The organism is Pseudomonas sp. B1(2018) (assembly GCF_003097365.1).
In the GTDB taxonomy this organism is placed as follows: domain Bacteria; phylum Pseudomonadota; class Gammaproteobacteria; order Pseudomonadales; family Pseudomonadaceae; genus Aquipseudomonas; species Aquipseudomonas laurylsulfatiphila.
Window position 1 is genome coordinate 91,037 of the sequence record NZ_PYUK01000004.1, and the last position, 18,950, is coordinate 109,986.

Here is an 18,950-nt window from a genome sequence, read left to right on the forward strand (position 1 = left end):
GCGAACAACAAGAACGGGACTACACCCGGCCCGAGGACAATCGTCATGACCCGATATCAGCACATCCTTGCCTGGCTCAACGACGTGGCCAGCGATCTGCACGCCACCCGCCAGGACATCCACGCCCACCCGGAACTCGGCTTCGAGGAAAACCGCACCTCGGCGCTGGTGGCCAAATCCCTGGCGGATTGGGGCTACGAGGTGCACACCGGCATCGGCAAGACCGGTGTAGTCGGCGTGCTGCGAAATGGCAGTAGCCCGCGCAGACTCGGTTTGCGGGCGGACATGGATGCACTGCCGATCATCGAGAACACCGGCGCAACCTACAGCAGCCAGCATCAGGGTTGCATGCACGCCTGTGGGCATGACGGCCACACCACGATGCTGCTGGGCGCGGCGCGCTACCTGGCGGCGACACGCCAGTTCGACGGCACCCTGACGTTGATTTTCCAGCCTGCCGAAGAGGGCCAGGGCGGTGCCGAAGCGATGCTTGCCGATGGCCTGCTCGAACGTTTCCCCTGCGATGCGCTGTTCGGCATGCACAACATGCCGGGGCTACCCGCCGGCCATTTGGGTTTTCGTGAGGGGCCGATGATGGCCTCACAGGATTTGCTTGACGTGACCATCGAAGGTGTCGGCGGCCACGGTTCGATGCCGCATCTGGCGGTCGATCCGCTGGTGGCGGCGGCCAGCGTGGTCATGGCCCTGCAGACCGTGGTCGCGCGCAACATCGATGCGCAACAGGCGGCGGTGGTCACGGTGGGCGCGTTGCAGGCGGGGGAGGCGGCCAATGTCATTCCACAACAGGCAATCCTGCGCCTGAGCTTGCGGGCACTGAATGCCCAAGTGCGCGAACAGACCCTCGAACGCGTGCGCGCAATCATCGAATCCCAGGCCCGGAGTTTCGGTTGCAGTTCGCGCATCGAACATCGTCCGGCCTACCCGGTGCTGGTCAACCATGCAGCCGAAACCGAATTCGCCAGGCAAGTCGGCGTCGATCTGGTCGGTGCCGATGCGGTCGATGGCACTACCCCCAAACTCATGGGCAGCGAAGACTTCGCCTGGATGCTGCAACGTTGCCCCGGCGCCTACCTGTTCATCGGCAATGGCGTGTCGCGGCCGATGGTCCACAACCCCGCGTATGACTTCAACGACGACATCCTGCTGACCGGTGCCGCGTACTGGGGCGCACTGACCGAGAGCTGGCTCAAGCCGGCCTGATTTCCTCACTTTCTACTGCCGCCGGACCGGGTGCGCGCTGCCGTGCCCGCCGTTACCCAACAGGTTTTTGGAGAGTTCCCCCCCATGCAGACTTCGAGCACAGGCGTTTCGCGCACCCGGCAGGTGGTCGCCGCGGTTATCGGCAACGCGCTGGAATGGTATGACTTCATCGTTTACGGCTTTCTGGCCAGCATCATCGCCCGGCAGTTTTTCCCCGCTGACGACGAATACGCCTCCTTGCTGATGGCCCTGGCGACATTCGGCGTCGGCTTCTTCATGCGTCCGGTGGGCGGCATCCTGCTGGGTATGTATTCGGACCGCAAAGGGCGCAAGGCGGCGATGCAGATGATCATTCGCCTGATGACTGTATCCATCGCACTGATTGCGTTTGCACCGAACTACGCCGCTATCGGCATGGGTGCGCCACTGTTGATCGTGGTCGCGCGGATGCTGCAAGGCTTCGCCACGGGCGGCGAATACGCCAGCGCCACGGCGTTCCTGGTGGAAAGCGCACCGGCGCACCGCAAGGGCTTGTACGGCTCGTGGCAATTGGTCGGGCAATGCCTGGCGGTGTTCTCCGGGGCGGCGATGGTCGCATTGTTCACCCATCTGCTGTCCCCTGAGGCACTGGAGAGCTGGGGCTGGCGGATTCCGTTTGTGCTGGGTTTGCTGATCGGCCCGGTCGGGCTGTGGATTCGCAAGCACATGGAGGAACCGGAGGAGTTTCTCGAAGCACGCAAACAGGCCAAAGGCGCGAGCCCAAGCCTGATGCAAGTGCTCCGCGAACACAGGCGCAGCATTCTGGTGTCCATGGGCCTGGCCTGTGGTGCGACCGTGTCGTTCTACGTGGTGCTGGTGAACATGCCAACCTTTGCCCACAAGAATCTCGGCCTGCCGCTGGATCAGGTGTTGCTGGTGCAAATGCTCGCGGTGGCGCTGATGACCGTGATCATTCCGTTGTCTGGCGCACTGTCGGACCGACTCGGCCGGCGCCCGGTGTTGATGGCCTTCACCCTGGCGTTTTTCCTGATGGTTTATCCCTTGTACGTATGGGTGGCGGCGGCGCCGTCGGTGGAGCGTTTGCTGGTGATGCAACTGTTGCTGTGCAGTGCGATCGGCGGTTTCTTCGGCCCGGCTCCGACCGCGCTGGCCGAGCAGTTTCCCATCGAAGTGCGTTCCACCGGTGTGTCGGTGGCTTACAACGTCGCGGTCATGGTCTTCGGCGGGTTCGCGCCGCTGATCGTCACTTGGCTGAGCAAGGTCCTGGCGACTCCGGTGGCGCCATCGTTCTACGTGTTGTTCGCCTGCTTGCTGACGTTACTCGGCACCTACTGCATGCAAGAAGCACCACGGGCAAAAAGATCCGTTGAACTCAATCTTGGGGTGAAACCTTGAGCAGCAATCCGATTGTTGAAATGGACGCCGATGCGCTGTCCCGGGCCATTCATGGGCGGCAGGTGTCCTGTCGCGAGGTGATGCAGGCGTATCTGGCGCAGATCGAACGCTTCAATCCACAGGTCAATGCGCTGGTGTCCCTGCGCCCGGCCGAGGCATTACTGGCAGAGGCCGACGAGTGTGATCGCCAACTCGACCGGGGCCAGTCCCGAGGCTGGATGCACGGCATGCCGCAGGCGGTCAAAGACCTGGCGGCCACCGCCGGTTTGCGCACCACGATGGGCTCACCGCTGTTCGCCGAGCAGGTTGCGCAACACGACGCCATCAGCGTGGCGCGGGTGCGCGACTGCGGGGCGATCATCATCGGCAAGAGCAACGTCCCGGAATTCGGCCTCGGCTCGCAAACCTACAACAGCGTGTTCGGCACCACCACCAACGCCTACGATCCGACCTTGATTGCCGGTGGCAGCAGCGGCGGGGCGGCGGTGGCGCTGGCGTTGCGCATGCTGCCGGTGGCCGACGGCAGCGACATGATGGGTTCGCTGCGCAATCCGGCGGCGTTCAACAACGTCTATGGATTGCGTCCGTCCCAGGGGCGTGTGCCGTTCGGGCCCGGACCTGAGATGTTCGTCCAGCAACTGGCCACCGAAGGACCGATGGGCCGCACGGTCACCGATGTTGCCCGTTTGCTCGGCACCCAGGCCGGGTACGATCCGCGCGTGCCGTTGTCGCTGACTGAAGATCCGGGGATATTTCACCAGTCGTTGCAGCAGGATTTCAGGGATGTGCGGCTCGGCTGGCTGGGGGACTACAACGGCTACCTGCCGATGGAGCCCGGTGTCATGAGCCTGTGTGAATCGGCGTTGCAGGACTTCGCCACGCTGGGTTGCAAGGTCGAGGCCTGCCAGCCGGATTTCTCCATGGAACGCCTGTGGCAAACCTGGCTGGTGCATCGCCACTGGCTGGTGCAAGGCAGCCTCGGCGGGTTGTATGCCGATGCGCAAAAACGCGAACACCTCAAACCCGAAGCCCGATGGGAAGTCGAGGGCGGGTTGCGTCTGACGGCGGCGGATGTCTATCAGGCCTCGGTCAGTCGCAGCGAGTGGTTTCGAGCGCTGAACGAATTGTTCGATCGTTACGACTTCCTGTTGTTGCCCACCGCCCAAGTGTTTCCTTTTGATGCACAAACCCCTTGGCCGCGCGTTGTTGGCGGGCACGCCATGGACACCTACCACCGCTGGATGGAAGTGGTGATCGGGCCGACCCTGGCCGGGTTGCCGAGCATGAGTGTGCCGGTGGGGTTCAACCCCGCCGGACTGCCGATGGGCCTGCAAATCATGGGGCGGGCCCAGGCTGACCTTGCGGTTTTACAACTGGCGTATGCCCATGAGCAGTTGACTCAATGGGTCAAGCGCTGCCCGCCCGGTTGTCTGCAAAATGCGTGAGCCCAGCGGACAGGCCCGCATCTTGCTGCGCAAAGTGATCATCCATCTGCGCTTAGGGAGATCGAACCTATGGAGAGCAAGGCAGAAACCGGTAGCGTGCGTTCCGTCGAGCGCGCCCTGGCGATTGTCGAGTTGCTGGGTGAGCATCAGGCTTTGGGGCTGGAGGAGTTGCACTACCTGACGAGCCTGCCCAAGGCCACGGTGTCGCGCATGTTGCTGACCTTGCAGGAGCAGGGCTGGATCTATCGCGGCCTGAGCGACCGGCGTTATCGCTTGTGCGCCAAGCGCCTGTTTGGTGACAGCCAGCAGCGCTTCAAGCGGCGTCTGGTGGAAAACGCCGCGCCGCTGTTGCTGGAGTTGAGTGAGCGCACCGGGTTGGTGGCGGACCTGTCGTGCTTTGACGGCGAGCGGATCGAAGTCATGGAAAGCGCGATCCCCACGGTGCTGCGCAAGCGATACCCGAACAACTGCCAGATTGTCGGCCAGCACGCCAGCCTGTTCCATTCGGCCATGGGGCGGGCCTGCCTTGGCGAGCTGGACAGCCATGAAGTGGAGCGTCTGGCCAGCCGTGAGCGAATGACGGACGAATCCCTGTTCAACACCACTGAGCAGGCATTGCATCAAGGCTTCGGCCAGCGCACCGAGGGTTACTGGGAGTATCCGGTGCGCCTGCCGTTCCTGATTCGCGCGGTGGCCCTGCCGATCCGCACCGATGGCCGCCTGGTCGGCAGCATGGCGCTGCACTGGCCGATGGATCAGGCGCCGGTGGAGCGAGTACTCAACCTGCACCTCAACAGCCTGGCCACGACCATTGGCAATGTGCAGCAGGCGATGGCCTGAATTGGAACTTGTGGTGGTTTAGAGACTCAAGGCAACACATTTCTTGCAACCTGTGGCAGGCCGGTTAAGGTTCAGCACAGGTTTCTCTGCCTTACGAGTCTCTATGTTCAAGCGCTCCGCCCTCCAATCCCTCGTTTTTCTGCTGCTGACGGGTGCTGCATTGTCGGCCCGCGCCGACTGGTACCTCGATGGCGAATCTTCACGCCTGTCGTTTGTCAGCACCAAAAACGCCAATGTTTCCGAAGTGCAGCGCTTTCTGGTGTTGCACGGCAAGGTCGATCCCCAGGGGCTGGCGCAGGTGGAAGTCGAACTGGAGTCGATCAACAGCGGCATCCCGTTACGCGATGAGCGCATGCGCAAGGAGCTGTTCCAGGTCGAGCGGTACCCCGACGCCTTGATCACCACGAAAATCGATCTGCGCCCGATCAATGACCTCGCTCCCGGTGCGCAGCTGGAATTGCGCCTGCCGCTGATGGTCGACCTGCACGGCAGGCAACACGAGTATCAGGCCGAACTGCTGGCCACCCGTCTCGATGACCGGCGCTTCCAGGTGGTGACCCTCGAACCGCTGGTGGTCAACGCCGAGGATTTCGATCTGGCACCGGGTCTGGAAACGTTGCGCAAAATGGCCGGCCTCTCGGCCATCAGTCTTTCGGTGCCGGTGGGTGCGGTGCTGATTTTTACGGCGCGTTGACATGGCCGGAGCGATTTTTCCCTGGCGTGAAGGCAACCACTTCGAACTGCTGATCGATGGCCCGCAGTTTTTTCCGCGCATGCTGGTGGCGATTGCCCGCGCAGAAGAACAGGTGGAGCTGGAGCTGTATCTGGTGGAGGCGGGCGCTTGCGCCGAAGCCATGGTCCAGGCCTTGGTGCAGGCCGCCGAGCGCGGTGTGCGGGTGCGCTGTCTGTTCGATGATTACGGCAGCCTCGCCTTCACCCTGGCCTTGCGTCAGCGGCTGATGGCCGCCGGGGTGGAGCTGCGTTTCTACAATCGCCTGAGCTGGCGACGCTGGGTCGGCAACTTCTACCGCGATCACCGCAAGCTGCTGCTGGTGGACCAGAGCCTGGCCGTGGTCGGCGGCACGGGCGTCACCGATGAGTTCTGGACGCCGGGCGAAGACGTCAGCGAATGGCACGAAGTGATGGTGGAAATCACCGGTCCGCTGGTGCTCGATTGGCAGCTGCTGTTCGATCGTCAGTGGATCGCCAACCGCCATCGTCGCGCCTGGCGGCCGGCCTCGCATTTCGGCTTGCCGCGGTTACCCCGTGTACCGTCCAGTGGCGAGGGCATGGGCCGGGTGGCCTATGCCGACGCCCGTCAACACCGGGACATTCTGCAATCGCTGGTGCGCGCCCTGAACAGCGGTCAACGACGGATCTGGCTGGCCACGCCGTATTTTCTGCCGACCTGGAAAGTCCGCCGTTCCCTGCGCCGGGCGGCTGCCCGCGGCGTGGATGTACGCTTGCTGCTCACCGGCCCGCGTACCGATCACCCCTCCGTGCGCTACGCCGGGCATCGCTACTACCCGCGACTGCTCAAGGCCGGGGTGAAGATCTACGAATACCAGCCGTGTTTCCTGCACCTGAAAATGGTCCTGATCGACGACTGGGTGAGCATCGGTTCGTGCAACTTCGATCACTGGAACCTGCGCTTCAACCTGGAAGCCAACCTGGAAGCCCTGGACCCCGGATTGACCCGAGCGGTAGCGGCGAGTTTCGAACGGGACTTCGGGTTGAGCGAGCAAGTCAGCCTGGAAGAATGGAAGCGCCGACCGCTGTGGAAACGGGTCAAGCAGCGGGTGTGGGGATGGGTGGATCGGGTGGTGGTGAATCTGCTGGATCGGCGCGGTTGATCCCAATCTTCTGAACACTGAAAACCCTGTGGGAGCGAGCTTGCTCGCGATGGCGGCCTGACAGTCAACAAAGATGTTGAATGTTATGGCCTCATCGCGAGCAAGCTCGCTCCCACAGTGGTTGTGCGGTGTTTGATTAATTACAGCAACTCAAAACTCTGCTGCGTCACGTCCTCTGAATCCAGGCCGATCTGCACGTTGAACTTGCCCGGCTCCGCCGCGTACTTGAGCTGGGTGTTGTAGAACTTCAGGTCGTCTTCGGTGATGGTGAAGTGCACGACCTTCTGTTCGCCGGCCTTGATCATCACTTTCTGGAAGTTCTTCAGTTCCTTGATCGGACGGATCATCGAGCCTGCCACGTCCTGGATGTACAACTGCACCACGGTTTCACCGTCGCGCTTGCCGGTGTTTTTCACCGTGACACTGGCGTCGAGCTTGCCGGTCTTGTTCAGCGTGGTCGACGACAGGGCCATGTCGCTCAGGCTGAACTCGGTGTAGCTCAGGCCATAGCCGAACGGGTAGAGGGGACCTGTGGTGTCATCGAAGTACTGCGAGGTGTAGTTGCCCGGCTTGCCCGGGGTGAACGGCCGGCCAATGGTCAGGTGGTTGTAGTAGGTCGGAATCTGGCCGACTGAACGCGGGATGCTGATCGGCAGTTTGCCCGACGGGTTGTAGTCGCCGAACAGCACGTCGGCAATGGCGTTGCCGCCTTCGGTGCCGGTGAACCAGGTTTCGAGGATCGCGTCAGCCTGTTCTTTCTCTTCGAGGATCGTCAGTGGGCGACCGTTCATCAACACCAGCACCAGCGGTTTGCCGGTGGCTTTCAGGGCACGGATCAGCTCGCGCTGGTTTTCCGGGATGTTCAGGTCGGTGCGGCTCGACGATTCGTGGGACATGCCACGGGATTCGCCAACGGCGGCAACGACGACATCCGCATCCTTGGCCGCTTTCACCGCTTCGTCGATCAGCACGTTCGCCGGGCGCGGGTCATCCACCACTTCCGGGGCGTCGAAGTTGAGGAAGTTCAGGTAGCCGAGGATTTTCGGGTCGCTGGTGATGTTGGCGCCACGGGCATAGATCAGCGTCGATTTATCGCCCAGTGCGTTGGTCATGCCGTCGAACAGGGTGACGGACTGCGCGGGCTTACCCGCGGCGGCCCAACTGCCCATCATGTCGATGGGCGCCTTGGCCAGCGGACCGACCAGCGCGATTTTCGCGGTCTTCTTCAGCGGCAGGGTCTCGTTCTGGTTCTTCAGCAACACCTGGCTGCGGCGTGCCACATCACGGGCCTCGGCGCGGTGCAGGCGGCTGTCGGCGTAGGTGTCGACCGGATCGTCCTCGGCCTTGCCGATGCGCAGGTACGGGTCCTTGAACAGGCCCATGTCGTACTTGGCATCGAGCACCGCACGCACGGCGTTGTCGATGTCGCTCTGCTGGATCTCGCCGGACTTCAGCAGCCCTGGCAGCTCTTTGCCGTACAGGGTGTCGTTCATGCTCATGTGGATGCCGGCCTTGATCGCCAGCTTCGCCGCTTCGCGACCGTCGGCGGCAACGCCGTGCTTGATCAGCTCGAAAATCGCCCCGTGGTCGCTGACGGCCAGGCCCTTGAAGCCCCATTCCTTGCGCAGCAGGTCGTTCATCAGCCAGGTGTTGGCGGTGGCCGGCACGCCGTTGATCGAGTTCAGCGCGACCATGACCCCGCCAGCGCCGGCATCGATGGCGGCGCGGTACGGTGGCAAGTAGTCCTGGTACATCTTCACCGGGCTCATGTCGACCACGTTGTAGTCGCGGCCACCCTCGACCGCGCCGTACAGGGCGAAGTGCTTGACGCTGGCCATGATGCTGTCGGCCGCGTTCGCGCCAGTACCCTGGAATGCCTTGACCATCACGCCGGCAATGCGCGACACCAGGTAGGTGTCTTCGCCAAAGCCTTCGGAGGTGCGGCCCCAACGCGGGTCGCGGGAGATGTCGACCATCGGCGCGAAGGTGATGTCGAGGCTGTCAGCCGCAGCTTCCTTGGCGGCGATGCGCCCGGACAGGCCGATGGCATCCATGTCCCAGCTCGAGGCCAGGGCCAGCGGGATCGGGAAAATGGTGCGGTGGCCGTGGATCACGTCGTAGGCGAAGAACATCGGGATCTTCAGGCGGCTGCGCATGGCGGCGTCCTGCATCGGCCGGTTTTCCGGACGGGTGATCGAGTTGAACGTACCGCCGATGTTGCCCGCCGCGATTTCCTTGCGGATCATTTCGCGAGGCATTTCCGGGCCGATGCTGATCAGGCGCAACTGGCCGATTTTTTCATCGAGGGTCATTTGCTTCATCAGGTTGCTGACGAAGGCTTCCTTGTTCTCCAGGGGTGCGGGCGTCGTGGCGGCCAATACGTTATGACTGGCCAGGCTGACGAACAGGCCCAGCAAACACAGCTTCTTCATGAATAGTTTTCTCAAGGGCCCAAACGGCGATATGCACGCCGGCCAGCCAAAATTTAGGGAGCGTCTATTGTTGTTCGGGTGCGGGCTCAAAAAATCAGAGCCAAAAAACGACAGCCAGGTGGCGGATGCGTTTTTGCGCAGGGCCTCTTTTTAGCCCATCGGCCCGTTGCAATCCAGAGGCGCGGGCGATTATGCCCCAAGAGCCGGCCCAGAAGGTTTCACGGTCGGTTTTTTCATGAATGTACAAGGGAGCGACATCCTGATGAATGCAAGTCCAACCTACCGCTCGCGTTTGCAGGTCGTCACGCTGCTGATGCTGGCCACGTTGCTGACCGCCTGCGGCATCAACAACATCCCGACCCTCGACGAACAGGCCAAGGCCGCCTGGGGCCAGGTGCAGAACCAGTATCAGCGGCGCGCCGACCTGATTCCCAACCTGGTGGAAACGGTCAAGGGCTACGCAAAACACGAAGAAGAGACACTGACCGCCGTCATTGAGGCCCGGGCCAAGGCGACGTCGATCCAGGTGGATGCCTCGACCCTCGACAATCCGGAAAAACTCAAGCAGTACCAACAGGCCCAGGATCAGCTCAGCGGCGCCTTGAGCCGTTTGATGGTGGTCTCCGAGCGTTATCCGGACCTCAAGGCCAATCAGAACTTCCTTGCCCTGCAATCGCAGCTCGAAGGCACCGAGAACCGCATCAGCGTGGCCCGGCGCGATTTCATCCTCGCGGTGCAGAAATACAACACCGAGATCCGCACCTTTCCCGGTCGCCTGTGGCACACGGTGATGTACAGCGACCTGCCGGTACGAGAGACCTTCGAAGCCACGCCGGGCTCGGAAAAGGCCCCGCAAGTCAAATTCTGACGCAACCCTGTAGGAGCTGCCGAAGGCTGCGATCTTTTGACGTTGATTTTTTCGCGAGCGCCAAAGGTCAAGGTCAAAAGATCGCAGCCTGCGGCAGCTCCTACAGGCCAGGTTCGGGATGGAAGAGGTAGCCAATGCGCGTGTTGAAAGCGGGCCTGATGCTGTTGTTGTGGGTGGTGGCGATCACGGCCCGGGCCGAACTGAGTTTTCCGGCGCTGACCGGGCGCGTGGTCGACAACGCGCAGATGATCGAGCCTGTGGTGCGCGAGCAGCTCAACCAACAGCTTCAGGCCCATGAACAGGCCACCGGAGAGCAGCTTGTGGTCGTGACGTTGCCGGACTTGCAGGGCACCGACATCGCCGACTTCGGTTACCAGCTCGGCCGCCACTGGGGGATCGGGCAGAAGGACAAGAACAACGGCGCCCTGCTGATCGTCGCCCGGAACGAGCGCCGATTGCGTATCGAAGTCGGCTATGGCCTGGAGGATCGCCTGACCGACGCCCAGAGTTCAGTGATCATCAACCAGGTCATCACCCCGGCATTCAAGACCGGCAACTTCAGTAAAGGCATCAGTGACGGCGTGGCGGCGATGCTGGTGGTGCTGGGCGGCAACCCCTTGGACGAACCCTCCACGGCGTATGAGTCCAGAGGTGATCCGGGGGACGATTTCGTCTCGCGACATCCCGGCTTGCTGGTGTTTTTGGTGATGCTGTTCATCCTGACTGTTTTTGTGTGTCAGATGCTCGGTATCCTTCCCGCCGGCCGGGGCGGCTCCGGAGGATCCGGGGGCGGCTTTGGCGGTGGCGGGTTTGGCGGCGGCGGTGGAGGTGGAGGCTTCAGCGGCGGTGGAGGCAGTTTCGGCGGGGGCGGTTCGTCCGGCGGCTGGTGATAATAAAAATGAGCAGGCATTTCACGACATGGCATTACTGACTGAACACGAACAACGCAAAGTCGCCGAGGCAATCGCCCGGGTCGAGCGCGACACCGACGCAGAACTGGTGACCGTGCTCGCGGCCCGCGCCGACGACTATGCGTACATCCCGTTGCTGTGGGCCAGCCTGCTGGCGCTGCTGGTGCCGGGCATCGTGCATTACCTCACCGGTTGGTTGACGATGCACAGCCTGCTGCTGGTGCAATGGGCCATCTTCATCGTCCTGTGCCTGGTGTTCCGTCTGCCGAAAGTCACTACCCATCTGGTCCCGCGCTCGGTGCGCCACTGGCGCGCCTCGAACCTGGCGCGTCGGCAGTTCCTGGAGCAGAACCTGCACCACACCGAAGGCAGCACCGGTGTACTGATTTTCGTCTCCGAAGCCGAGCGTTATGTGGAGATTCTGGTGGATGAAGGCATTTCCCGTCGCCTGGACAACAAGAACTGGGATGCCATCGTCGCCACCTTCACCCAGCAGGTGAAGCAGGGGCAGACGTTGCAGGGTTTTGTCAGCTGCGTCGAAGCCTGCGGCGAGCTGCTCAAGGTGCACGTGCCCGTGACCCATGTACGCAATGAACTGCCGAACCGCCTGGTGGTACTCGGCTAAGTCCTCCCAGGCATTGTGTAGCGCTCGCCGCTACAACTCCCGCCAATTGTCCGGGTTCGGCCTTGTCGTCAGTATTTCTCTCCAACAGTGGACGCCCAGCGACGGGCGTTCCCGCGAAGAGGGATTCTTATGGCAACCCGACAATCGATTGACTCTTTGGCACAGGCAGCCAAGGGCGCTGAGGGAAGTAAGCCCAAGGCGAAACTGACGGCGAAAGAAACGCAAATCCTGATGTGGTGTTTCAAGGGCAAAACTTCCTGGGAAATCGCCAGGATCGAGAATTGCACGGAATCTACCGTCAACTTTCACTTCGCCAATATTCGCCGAAAGTTCGACGTCAGCTCGCGCACGTGCGCATTGCTCAGGGCGATCGAGTCGGGAGCGATCCAGGTGGATTCGGTCGTTGCGCGAGGTGCGCATGAGCCTGACTGATTCGGCCTACAACGGCATCAATGGGCTCATGTTGGGAATGGGTATTGCGACGTTGCCGGTTGTCGATGGCGAAGTACTGTTCGGTGCAATGCTCGGCGCGTGGCTGGTCACGACCACTCGCACCAGCTTCAAGGCCTGGCAGCGTATCGGTTCCTGGTTGCTGTCTGCAGGTGTCGGTTACCTCTTCACGCCTGTCGCACATCCACTGGCGCCTTTTCTGACCGGTGGGGTAACAGCCTTTCTTTGCGCGATGATCGTTATTCCCATCAGCATCAAGCTCATGCAATGGGTCGATGGTGCCGGTATCGGCGAAATCATTCGACACCTGAGAGGGCGAAGATGAGGGGGCGTAAACGGGATTGCCTTGATAGCCGGGACGGGCGTTTCTTGAAACCATGCAGCTTCGAATGACACCGTTCATCAGGTTTCATTCGAAGGTTTGAGTGTTGCCAGGATAGCGGCCATTTCGGAAAGCCTGAGTTCCATATCGCGCAGTCGTTGCTTTTCCTCGAGTGCGTTTTGTATGGCGCCGCGATCGTTTTCGTCGAGCAACCGCCACAGCGCGAGAATGGTGTTTTCCCGTGTTGTGCTTTCCTGACCGGTCTGCGAAGAATCAGTAACTGCTTGTCTCAGAATCGGCCCTTCGCCCAGCAACAGCCAGTCAAGGGATATGCCCCGGGTTTGTGCGATTTCTACGCATAATGAGTAAGGTGTGCTGTCGCGGCCTCGCCAGCTACTAAGGGTTTGTGGGCTGATCTGTAGCGCGGAAGATAAAGAAGCATCGGTTTTTGTGCCGGTAACTTGCTTTAGACGAGCCAGAACAGCTTGTGATTTTTTGCTACGCAATTTGAGCCTCTTCCTTTTGACATATGCTTTTTGAGTGCCTAATTTATGCGTAATGAGTACTTTTTTTCTTGTAAGTAATCAATCATCAAAGATGAGTCAGAAGAATACGATGTCGAAACTTCCTAATGGTATCAGGGTGATTTCCTACGAGCATGGCTCGACCCCATTACGCGTCTGCCCGAAGCAGTTCCTTATGCCTGGCAGACACTGTTCGCAAGCCCGGAGCGCCGCGATGAACGCCTCAAGCAGTATTGCGTTTGATCAGGTTGATTGCCACCCAATGACCCTCGGGATTCAAGCATGAGTACTTATAAAATGGTGTGCCCGCACTGCTTGAGCCGGATGCGCATCCGCACCAGCGAAGGCCGACATATTTTCCTGCGGGTGGCGTATCTGCAATGTACGTCGGAAGCTTGCGGTTGGTCCGTACGTGCCGAATTTGAAATGACTCATGAGCTTTCGCCCAGTGGCATGCCCAATCCGGCCGTACGCCTGCCTTGCGCCGGACCCGATTTGCGCCGGGCCTCCCGGCCTGTTGCCGTCAGTCCTGACACGGCAGAAGTGTCGCAGGAGACGTGAGCATGAAGGTCATCGATGAAAATGCAGGTCTGAATGAGGAGCTATTGGCTGTTGCCCAGGCGTTTCTGGGGCGTCATGAAAGTGAAGGGGGGATCGATGATCAAGTCCTGTTTTGTCGCGCGGTGAAGCATCTGCAGAATATGGATGTACCGATGTTCCTGGCGGAAAGGTTGGTTAGCCGTGCCTATGGCGTACTCAAGTCGTGCAACGACCGTCGGCGCCTGGACATCGATGCAAGTTCCGAAACGGTCGCCGTGGTGACTGACCCTGCCAATGGCCTGACCTGGGCGGTGCCAGTGGGACTGATCGTCAAACACATCATCAATTCACCGAACAATCGCAAGCTTCGCCTGGTGGAACCCTGAGGCTTCAACGCTTGTATCGAGGTCCTGGGCTGCGTGACTGGGACCTGCCACAAAATAACCCCGTGCCCAAAGTCCTCGTCCCCCTTAAAATACCGGCATTCTCCGCTTTGCATTGCCTGAGGCCGTTTTTCCATGTCTGTCACCGCCACTCCCGCCAGCCTCGCGCCGGATCATCACGCCCAGTTCATCGAACTGCTGCAAGCCAGCCTCGAGCACAATGCGTTCATCAAACTGGTGCTGGCCAAGTACGTGGGCGATGAAACGGACCTGCAGCGGATCATCATCAAGCCGGTGACGGTCAAGGCGCAGCCTTGCCTGTCTTTCGTCTACCGCTACAAGACCCGCGATATCACCAAGAACCTGCCGCTGGCCGAAGGCGTGACGAGCATTGCCGGGTTGTTGCCGGCGTCGTTCAAAAATGCGCATTTGTTGTCGTTGACCGACGAAGCCCAGCTCGAATACAGCAAAAAGGGCAAGTCATCGCTGTTCAAGAGCAAACCTCAACAATTGCGCGAAGTGCCATCGGCCGAGCACAACCGTGAGAAAAACCGTTTTCTTGACCTGAGCCGGCCGTTTCTCGCCGACCTTGGCGTAACCAACAAGCAGCATGAACTGATCCCGGCGATGTCGCGCAAGTGGAAGCAGATCAACAAGTTCATCGAAGTGTTCAGCCATGCACTGACCTCGTCACCCCTGGCGCTGGACAAACCGGTGCGCGTGGCGGACTTCGGTTCGGGTAAGGGTTACCTGACCTTCGCCATCCACGATTACCTGCGCAACACCTTGAAGGCCGAAGGCGAGGTGACCGGCGTCGAGCTGCGTGAAGACATGGTTACCCTGTGCAACACCGCAGCCGCCAGGCTTGAACACCCTGGCCTGGTGTTCAAGTGCGGTGACGTGCGCAGCGTGGCACCGAGCGAGCTGGACGTGATGATCGCCCTGCATGCCTGCGATATCGCCACCGACTATGCGATCCACACCGGTATCCGTTCCGGCGCGTCGATCATCATGTGCTCGCCGTGCTGCCACAAACAGATCCGCCTGCAAATCCAGAGTCCGGCGCTGCTCAAGCCGATGCTGCAATACGGCTTGCACCTGGGCCAGCAGGCGGAGATGGTCACCGACAGTTTGCGCGCGTTGTTCCTGGAGGCCTGCGGCTACGAGACCAAGGTGTTCGAGTTCATCTCGCTGGACCACACCAACAAGAACAAGATGATCCTGGCAGTCAAGCGCGCCGAGCCGGTGGAACCGGCGCAGCTATTGGCGAAGATTCAGGAGCTGAAGGATTTCTACCACATCAGCGAGCATTGCCTGGAAACGTTGCTGCGCGCTGACGGTTATTTGAGCTGATCCAAAAAGATCGCAGCCTGCGGCAGCTCCTACATTGATCGGTGTAGGAGCTGCCGCAGGCTGCGATCCTTTGATCTTGCCTTATGTCGTGGCGACACGTGCCGGCATGACTGCTGTCTTGCGCCCCAGCATCACTGTCACAATCACCCCACCGGCAAACAGCCAGGTGATCGGCTCCACATGTTCACCGAAGAACAACGCCGAGAAGGCGATGGTGAAGAAGATCTGCAGCAACTGAATCTGGCTGACCCGGGCAATGCCGCCCATGGCCAGGCCGGCGTACCAGGCGAAGAAGCCGATGAACTGCGAAAACAGCGAGACATAACCGAAGGCCCACCAGGTCCTGGCGGAAATCCCGCCCTGGTGTTGCAGTGCCAGATACACCACCGGGCCGATCAACAGCGGCGTCGACAGTACCAGCGCCCAGCAGATCACCTGCCAGCCGCCCATCTCCCTGGCCAGTCGGCCTCCCTCGGCGTAGCCCAGCCCGCCCACGGCAATGGCGCCAAGCATCAGCAGGTCACCGGCCTGAATGCTGCCGGCACCGCTGATCAGCGCATAACCGAGCACCAGCGCACTGCCCAATGCGGCGCAGGCCCAGAACGCTTTCGAAGGCCGTTCATGGGACAACCACGCGGCGTACAGCGCCACGCACAACGGCTGCAAACCGTTGACCAGCGCACCGTGGGATGCCGGCAAGGTTTGCATGGCCCAGGCCGACAACACCGGGAAACCGAGGATCACCCCGGCCATCACCAGCGTCAGGCCTTTGACCTGCTTCCAGGTCGGCCATTTTTCCCGGCGCCAGAGCAACAGCAATGCCGCCGGAACCGCCGCAAACAGTGCCCGGCCCAGGCCGTTGAGCAGCGGGTGGAGTTCCTGCACGACGATCCGCGTGAAGGGCAGGGTGAGGCTGAAGATCACAACGCCGAGCAGGCCCAGGGCCATGCCGGTGTTTTCGCGCGAGGACATGATGGCAACCAGAATCGTGGGTGATGGGAGGTGCCCTCATCTAGCCATAAATGCTCGCTTTCGCGCTGTTACAGCTAGGTGCAGAGTTATCCGTACAGTTTGCGAGTAATGCGAGCACCGCGTAGGAGCTGCCGAAGGCTGCGATCTTTTGATCTTGCTTTTCAATTCGCAGCTAAACAGATCACTGAAGATCAAGATCAAGATCAAGATCAAAAGATCGCAGCCTGCGGCAGCTCCTACGGGGTTGTATGTGTTCGTAGTAGCCGGTTGTTACCCGGCCCACCGGATAAGGACTACCTTGAATACTCCTGCACGCCCACTTCCAGAGGAGTTCTCCCCATGGCTGCGAAAAAAATTCTGATGCTGGTTGGTGATTACGTCGAAGACTATGAGGTGATGGTGCCGTTCCAGGCATTGCTGATGGTCGGCCACACGGTGCACGCCGTTTGCCCGGACAAAACCGCCGGCCAGACCGTGCGCACGGCGATCCATGACTTTGAGGGCGACCAGACCTACAGCGAAAAGCCCGGTCACCTGTTTGCCCTCAACTTCGACTTCGCCAAGGTCAACGCTGCCGATTATGACGCGGTGCTGATTCCGGGTGGCCGTGCGCCGGAGTATCTGCGCCTGAACGAAAAGGTCCTGGAGCTGGTGCGCGCATTCGACCAGGCCGGCAAGCCGATCGCCGCCGTGTGCCATGGCGCGCAGTTGCTGGCGGCAGCGGGTATTCTCGAAGGCCGCGAATGCAGCGCTTATCCGGCCTGCGCTCCGGAAGTGCGCCTGGCGGGCGGTACCTATATCGACATCCCGGTGACGGACGGCCATGTTCAGGGCAATCTGGCCACGGCGCCGGCCTGGCCTGCGCACCCGAACTGGCTGTCCGGTTTCCTGGGGTTGCTGGGTACCAAAATCACGCTGTAACGAGGTACATGTCCATGTGCGAGCTGTACGTCAAAGCCGACCCGATTCTTTACGAATCGCGCTCCCGCTCGCTGCGCATCTGCGGGGTGGTCACCACCCTGCGCCTGGAGAATCAGTTCTGGGACATCCTCAGCGAAATCGCCGAGGTCGACGGCATGACCACCAATCAGTTGATCGCCAAGCTGTATGAAGAGGTGATGGACTATCGCGGCGAGGTGGTCAATTTTGCTTCGTTCCTGCGGGTGAGCTGTACGCGGTATCTGAGCCAGCGGCGGACGCAGGCGCCGGAGTTGTCGGTGGTGCGCACGGTGATGAAGTAGCAGCGACCGCATCGCCCCCACCGCGGGCAAGCCCGCTCCCACAGGGATTGTTGGTGTTCACACAATCTGTGTTTCACCTTGAACACTGTGGGAGCGGGCTTGCCCGCGATGGGGCCGGTACAGGCGACAGAAACACCTGGCTGGTCTTTACTGTGAAGCGCGCAACCTCTCAATCGCCAAGGAGAAACAGCATGTCCGGATGGTATGAAGTGAGCAAAAGCAGCAATGGCCAGTTCAGGTTCGTCCTCAAGGCGGCCAACGCCGAGACCATTCTGACCAGCGAGCTGTACACCACCCACGCCGCCGCCGACAAAGGCATCGCCTCGGTCCAGGCCAACAGCCCGCTGGATGAGCGCTACGAGAAGAAAACCACCAAGGACGGCCACCCGTATTTCAACCTCAAGGCGGGTAACCACGAGATCATCGGCAGCAGCGAAACCTATTCCTCCGACGCCGCCATGGAGAAAGGTATCGCCAGCGTGAAGGCCAACGGCCCGACCAAGGTGGTCAAGGACAAGACGCTGCCGGTGCTTTGAGATCAACGCACATCCCCTGTGGGAGCGGGCTTGCTCGCGAAGACGGTGCAACATTCAATAAATATGCTGAATGTGACGGCCTCTTCGCGAGCAAGCCCGCTCCCACATTTTTTGGTTTTGTGTGTGGCTGAGAATCAGCGCAGGGCTTTCAGCAACCCTTGCAGCTGTTCACGACCCGCCTCACCCAACGGGAACACAGGCAACCGTGGATCCCCCACCTCCAGACCCGTTGCCCGCAAACCCGCCTTGATCGTCGCCGGCAAGCCACCCTTGAGGATGAAATCCAGCAGCGGCAACTGGCGGTAGAACAGCTCCCGGGCCTTGGCCAAATCATTGGCCAGCACCGCTTCATACAAATCCAGGTTGAGTTGCGGGATCAGGTTCGGCGCGGCGGTGCACCAGCCTTTCGCGCCAGCGGCAAAGGCCTCCAGGGCCAACGGATTGCAGCCGTTGTAGAACGGCACCTGGCCGTCGCCGAGACGTTGCAGTTGATGCATGCGCTGGATGTCGCCGGTGCTCTCCTTGACCATGGTTACGTTTTCCACGGCCTTGACGATGCGCAGGATCAGGTCCACCGACATGTCGGTGCCGCTGGTGGCCGGGTTGTTGTAGAGCATGATCGGCACGCCGATGCTGTCGCCGATGGCGCGGTAATGGGCAAGGATTTCCGCTTCACTGAGTTTCCAGTAGGACGCGGGCAGCACCATCACCACATCGGCGCCATGGGCTTCGGCGAAGCGCGCGCGACGTACCGCTTTGGCGGTGGTCAGGTCGGACACGCTGACGACGGTCGGCACGCGTTTGGCCACGTGCCTGATACTGAATTCGCTGACCTGATCCCACTCCGCGTCGCTCAGGTAGGCACCTTCACCGGTGCTGCCCAGCGGGGCGATGGCGTGCACGCCGCCTTCGATCAGGCGGTCGATGGAGCGCCCGAGGGCGTCCAGGTCAACGACTTCGCCATGGGCGGAGAAGGGGGTGATGGTGTAGCCGATGATGCCGTGAATGTTGGCGGTGGACATGGTGTCTCTCCGTTCAA

The 18,950-nt window shown here is 60.9% G+C and carries 21 protein-coding genes; 17 read left to right on the top strand and 4 right to left on the bottom strand.

The window, feature by feature from the left end; genetic code table 11:
* The first annotated feature begins 45 nt into the window (after positions 1–45).
* From C9422_RS07445 to C9422_RS07470, 6 genes are all read left to right on the top strand, one after another.
* On the top strand, positions 46–1,221 hold the full coding sequence (locus C9422_RS07445; protein WP_116580185.1) for a M20 aminoacylase family protein: 1,176 nt from the start codon (positions 46–48) through the stop codon (positions 1,219–1,221).
* A gap of 84 nt (positions 1,222–1,305) precedes the next feature.
* Complete coding sequence (locus tag C9422_RS07450; RefSeq protein WP_116580186.1) at positions 1,306–2,616, top strand: citrate-proton symporter; 1,311 nt, start codon at positions 1,306–1,308, stop codon at positions 2,614–2,616.
* On the top strand, positions 2,613–4,061 hold the full coding sequence (locus C9422_RS07455; protein WP_256589878.1) for an amidase: 1,449 nt from the start codon (positions 2,613–2,615) through the stop codon (positions 4,059–4,061). Before C9422_RS07450 ends, C9422_RS07455 begins: the two co-directional genes overlap by 4 nt.
* A gap of 69 nt (positions 4,062–4,130) precedes the next feature.
* Positions 4,131–4,901, top strand: a complete 771-nt coding sequence (locus tag C9422_RS07460; protein ID WP_116580188.1) for an IclR family transcriptional regulator — start codon at positions 4,131–4,133, stop codon at positions 4,899–4,901.
* A gap of 103 nt (positions 4,902–5,004) precedes the next feature.
* Positions 5,005–5,595 (top strand): YceI family protein, encoded by a 591-nt coding sequence (locus C9422_RS07465; RefSeq protein ID WP_116580189.1) that lies wholly within the window; start codon positions 5,005–5,007, stop codon positions 5,593–5,595.
* A gap of 1 nt (position 5,596) precedes the next feature.
* Positions 5,597–6,754 carry a phosphatidylserine/phosphatidylglycerophosphate/cardiolipin synthase family protein gene (locus C9422_RS07470; protein ID WP_116580190.1) on the top strand — a complete coding sequence of 386 codons (1,158 nt, stop codon included), beginning with the start codon at positions 5,597–5,599 and terminating at the stop codon, positions 6,752–6,754.
* Positions 6,755–6,894: 140 nt separating this feature from the next.
* Here the strand turns inward: C9422_RS07470 and bglX are convergent, their stop codons facing one another.
* Positions 6,895–9,186: a beta-glucosidase BglX gene (gene bglX / locus C9422_RS07475; RefSeq protein WP_116580191.1), complete on the bottom strand. Its 2,292-nt coding sequence runs from the start codon at positions 9,184–9,186 to the stop codon at positions 6,895–6,897.
* A 262-nt stretch (positions 9,187–9,448) separates the two neighbouring features.
* On the opposite strand from bglX, the gene C9422_RS07480 reads away from it, so the two are divergent.
* From C9422_RS07480 to C9422_RS07500, 5 genes are all read left to right on the top strand, one after another.
* Positions 9,449–10,054, top strand: a complete 606-nt coding sequence (locus C9422_RS07480; RefSeq protein WP_116580384.1) for a LemA family protein — start codon at positions 9,449–9,451, stop codon at positions 10,052–10,054.
* Between the two features lie 134 nt (positions 10,055–10,188).
* A complete protein-coding gene (locus tag C9422_RS07485) occupies positions 10,189–10,944 on the top strand; it encodes a YgcG family protein (RefSeq protein ID WP_116580192.1) in 756 nt (251 codons plus the stop codon).
* Between the two features lie 28 nt (positions 10,945–10,972).
* A complete protein-coding gene (locus C9422_RS07490; RefSeq protein ID WP_116580193.1) occupies positions 10,973–11,590 on the top strand; it encodes a TPM domain-containing protein in 618 nt (205 codons plus the stop codon).
* 129 nt (positions 11,591–11,719) lie between these two features.
* Positions 11,720–12,022 carry a helix-turn-helix domain-containing protein gene (locus tag C9422_RS07495; protein WP_116580194.1) on the top strand — a complete coding sequence of 101 codons (303 nt, stop codon included), beginning with the start codon at positions 11,720–11,722 and terminating at the stop codon, positions 12,020–12,022.
* Positions 12,009–12,365, top strand: a complete 357-nt coding sequence (locus C9422_RS07500) for a putative holin (RefSeq protein ID WP_116580195.1) — start codon at positions 12,009–12,011, stop codon at positions 12,363–12,365. The genes C9422_RS07495 and C9422_RS07500 overlap by 14 nt, the downstream gene beginning before the upstream one ends.
* 77 nt (positions 12,366–12,442) lie before the next feature.
* Here C9422_RS07500 and C9422_RS07505 read toward each other — a convergent pair whose 3' ends face one another.
* Entirely contained in the window at positions 12,443–12,868 is a 426-nt protein-coding gene (locus tag C9422_RS07505) for a helix-turn-helix domain-containing protein (RefSeq protein WP_081500998.1), read from the bottom strand.
* Between the two features lie 300 nt (positions 12,869–13,168).
* Between C9422_RS07505 and C9422_RS07510 the strand changes: the two genes are divergently transcribed.
* The 3 genes from C9422_RS07510 to C9422_RS07520 all read left to right on the top strand — a co-directional run bounded on the left by C9422_RS07510 (position 13,169) and on the right by C9422_RS07520 (position 15,162).
* Positions 13,169–13,447 carry an ogr/Delta-like zinc finger family protein gene (locus C9422_RS07510; protein ID WP_116580196.1) on the top strand — a complete coding sequence of 93 codons (279 nt, stop codon included), beginning with the start codon at positions 13,169–13,171 and terminating at the stop codon, positions 13,445–13,447.
* 2 nt (positions 13,448–13,449) lie between these two features.
* Complete coding sequence (locus C9422_RS07515; RefSeq protein ID WP_116580197.1) at positions 13,450–13,812, top strand: hypothetical protein; 363 nt, start codon at positions 13,450–13,452, stop codon at positions 13,810–13,812.
* Between the two features lie 132 nt (positions 13,813–13,944).
* Positions 13,945–15,162, top strand: coding sequence for an SAM-dependent methyltransferase (locus tag C9422_RS07520; RefSeq protein WP_116580198.1), 1,218 nt, complete (start codon positions 13,945–13,947; stop codon positions 15,160–15,162).
* 81 nt (positions 15,163–15,243) lie between these two features.
* On the opposite strand, the gene C9422_RS07525 is transcribed toward C9422_RS07520, so the two are convergent.
* Entirely contained in the window at positions 15,244–16,134 is an 891-nt protein-coding gene (locus tag C9422_RS07525; RefSeq protein ID WP_116580199.1) for a DMT family transporter, read from the bottom strand.
* Between the two features lie 339 nt (positions 16,135–16,473).
* Between C9422_RS07525 and C9422_RS07530 the strand changes: the two genes are divergently transcribed.
* From C9422_RS07530 to C9422_RS07540, 3 genes are all read left to right on the top strand, one after another.
* Complete coding sequence (locus tag C9422_RS07530) at positions 16,474–17,055, top strand: DJ-1/PfpI family protein (protein WP_116580200.1); 582 nt, start codon at positions 16,474–16,476, stop codon at positions 17,053–17,055.
* 14 nt (positions 17,056–17,069) lie between these two features.
* Positions 17,070–17,375, top strand: coding sequence for a ribbon-helix-helix domain-containing protein (locus C9422_RS07535; protein ID WP_116580201.1), 306 nt, complete (start codon positions 17,070–17,072; stop codon positions 17,373–17,375).
* Between the two features lie 191 nt (positions 17,376–17,566).
* Positions 17,567–17,911 carry a YegP family protein gene (locus tag C9422_RS07540; protein ID WP_007976754.1) on the top strand — a complete coding sequence of 115 codons (345 nt, stop codon included), beginning with the start codon at positions 17,567–17,569 and terminating at the stop codon, positions 17,909–17,911.
* A 134-nt stretch (positions 17,912–18,045) separates the two neighbouring features.
* Here C9422_RS07540 and C9422_RS07550 read toward each other — a convergent pair whose 3' ends face one another.
* Complete coding sequence (locus C9422_RS07550) at positions 18,046–18,933, bottom strand: dihydrodipicolinate synthase family protein (protein WP_116580202.1); 888 nt, start codon at positions 18,931–18,933, stop codon at positions 18,046–18,048.
* Positions 18,934–18,950: the final 17 nt, after the last annotated feature.